We start from the raw sequence: 2,112 nt of genomic DNA on the forward strand, positions 1-2,112 counted from the left end.
ACGCGGGTGCCGGGGAGGCGGACGGCCCGAGCGGCCCGGGGCGCCGGTGCTCGGCCGGCGGATGCGCCGTGCCCCGGCCCGCGAACCCGCTCTGGAATCCGGACCCGCCCTCGGCCCCGGCGGCGTCGCCGGCCTCGGTGCCGGAGCCGGACCCGGTCTCCAGGCCGGAGCCGAACCCCGGCTCGAGCGGCCCGGCGAAGCGCAGCCGGACCATCGTGCGCAGCACGCGCCAGCCGTCGCGCCAGGTGTTGAGGTTGGAGACGCCGAACCGGCGCTCGGTCTCGTGGCTGGCGATCTCGGCGATGCGCAGGCCCGCGCGGACGGCGTTGACGCACATCTCGGTCTCGATCTCGAAGCCCGTCGAGCGCAGCCCGAGCCGTTCGGCCGCGTCCCGGTGCACCGCGACGTAGCCGTAGCACAGGTCCGTCCAGTGCTGCCGGTAGAGCCGGTTGGCGAGCCAGGTGAGGCCGCGGTTGCCGGCGCGGCGGAGCCCGGTCAGGTCGTCGGAGCCGCCCCCGCAGCCGTAGCGCGTGCCCTTGACGAACTGGTAGCCGCGGCGCAGCAGCGCCAGGAAGGCGGTGAACTCCGCCGGGTCCATGCTGCCGTCGGCGTCCAGCATGATGACCATGTCGCAACTGGCCGCGGCCAGTCCCGCCCGCATCGCGGCGCCCTTCCCCCGGGGCGGCTGCGACAGGACGCGGACGGCGGGGTGCGGCCCGGGCACGAGCGAGTCCTGCTCGTAGGCCGCGGCGAGCTCCCGGGTGCCGTCGGTGGACTCGCCGTCGACGATGACGATCTCGTCCAGCTGCTCGTCGGCGTAGAGCCGGGGGAGGAGCCATTCGAGGTTCTCCCGCTCGTTGAGCGTGGGGACGACGGCCGTGACGGTGCGCCATCGCCTGCCGTGGTCGGAGAGGGGCACGAGGTTGTCGCTATGGGCTCCGGCGGCCGTTCTCGGCACGCGGGCCGCGTGGGCCGTGTGATTGGAGGATGACATGGGAGACCCCGTAAGTAGGTGACGTCCTGACCCGTTTAGATGCCAGGTGCGCCCATCATGTTTGGAGGATCCGCCCGAGCACTCGTTTAAGTTGCGCAGGAACGCCTACGCACCTGGTACGGCTCCGGCAGGTAAGGGCATCATCACGGATTGCTCTGCCGGACAAATGGCGGTAAAACCGCCGTACCAGTACATGTGACCTGGCCGCATGTGGCCAGGGAGACCGGAGTCGCAGGTTAATGAAGATCTGACCGGGCGCTCTTCCCGGTTAATTCGGCCCTGAATTCTCTTCTCTTCCCGGATGTCCGCATCGAATCAGGGAATGGCCGGGGAGAAGTCCGCGCGCGGGCCGGGAGATCATTCCGTCAGATGCGCCAGTGAACGCAGGGGAACGGGCAGCCACGCGGGGCGGTTCGCCGCTTCGTAACGCACTTCGTAGACGGCTTTGTCGAACTCCAGCGCCCGCAGGAGCGTCTCATGCGCGGCGGGGTCGGGACCGCCGGCCGCCGCGTACCCGTGCCGGAACGCCGCACGGTTCCGCGCCACCCACGCCCGCGCCCGCTCCTCCAGTTCCCGTTCCGCCTCGGGCGGAGTGTGCGGCCCCGCCGCGTGCAGGAAGCGCGCCGCGTACTCGAACGACCGCAGCATGCCCGCCACGTCCCGCAGCGGGTGCGACGGCTCGCGCCGCTCCTCGGGCGACCGGGCCGGCTCGCCCTCGAAGTCCAGCAGCACCCACCCGGTGTCGGTGCGCATGACCTGGCCCAGGTGGTAGTCGCCGTGGACGCGCTGGACCGCGAGCGGACCGTCCCACTCGGCCAGCTCCGTGAACGCCGCGCCGATCACCTTCGCGAACGGCTCGATCTCCGGGACGGTCGCCCGCACCTGGTCGAGCTGGTCCCGCATCCGCTCCGCCATCGCGCGGACGCGTGCCGCCGGGACCTCGGCGGTGCCGAACGCCTCGGCGAGGTCCCGGTGGACGGTCGCCGTCGCCTCGCCCAGCCGTTCGGCCTCCGCCGCGAAGTCCCCGCCCGCCGCCCCCACGCCCGCACCCGCCGCCGCGCCCGCCCCCGCCCCCGCGGCCTGGCCGGACGCCGGGCGCGGCTGCGTGAACCAGTCGC

2 protein-coding genes are annotated in these 2,112 nt (G+C 72.9%); both read right to left on the minus strand.

What is annotated here, in order from left to right; genetic code table 11:
- The coding region (locus DZF91_RS24575; RefSeq protein ID WP_235834525.1) for a glycosyltransferase family 2 protein at positions 1 to 919 on the minus strand (919 nt) is incomplete at its 3' end.
- Between the two features lie 432 nt (positions 920 to 1,351).
- On the minus strand, positions 1,352 to 2,112 hold a 761-nt coding region (locus tag DZF91_RS24580; protein WP_147341352.1), incomplete at its 5' end, for a phosphotransferase.

The organism is Actinomadura logoneensis, from assembly GCF_003428695.1.
Taxonomy (GTDB): domain Bacteria; phylum Actinomycetota; class Actinomycetes; order Streptosporangiales; family Streptosporangiaceae; genus Spirillospora; species Spirillospora logoneensis.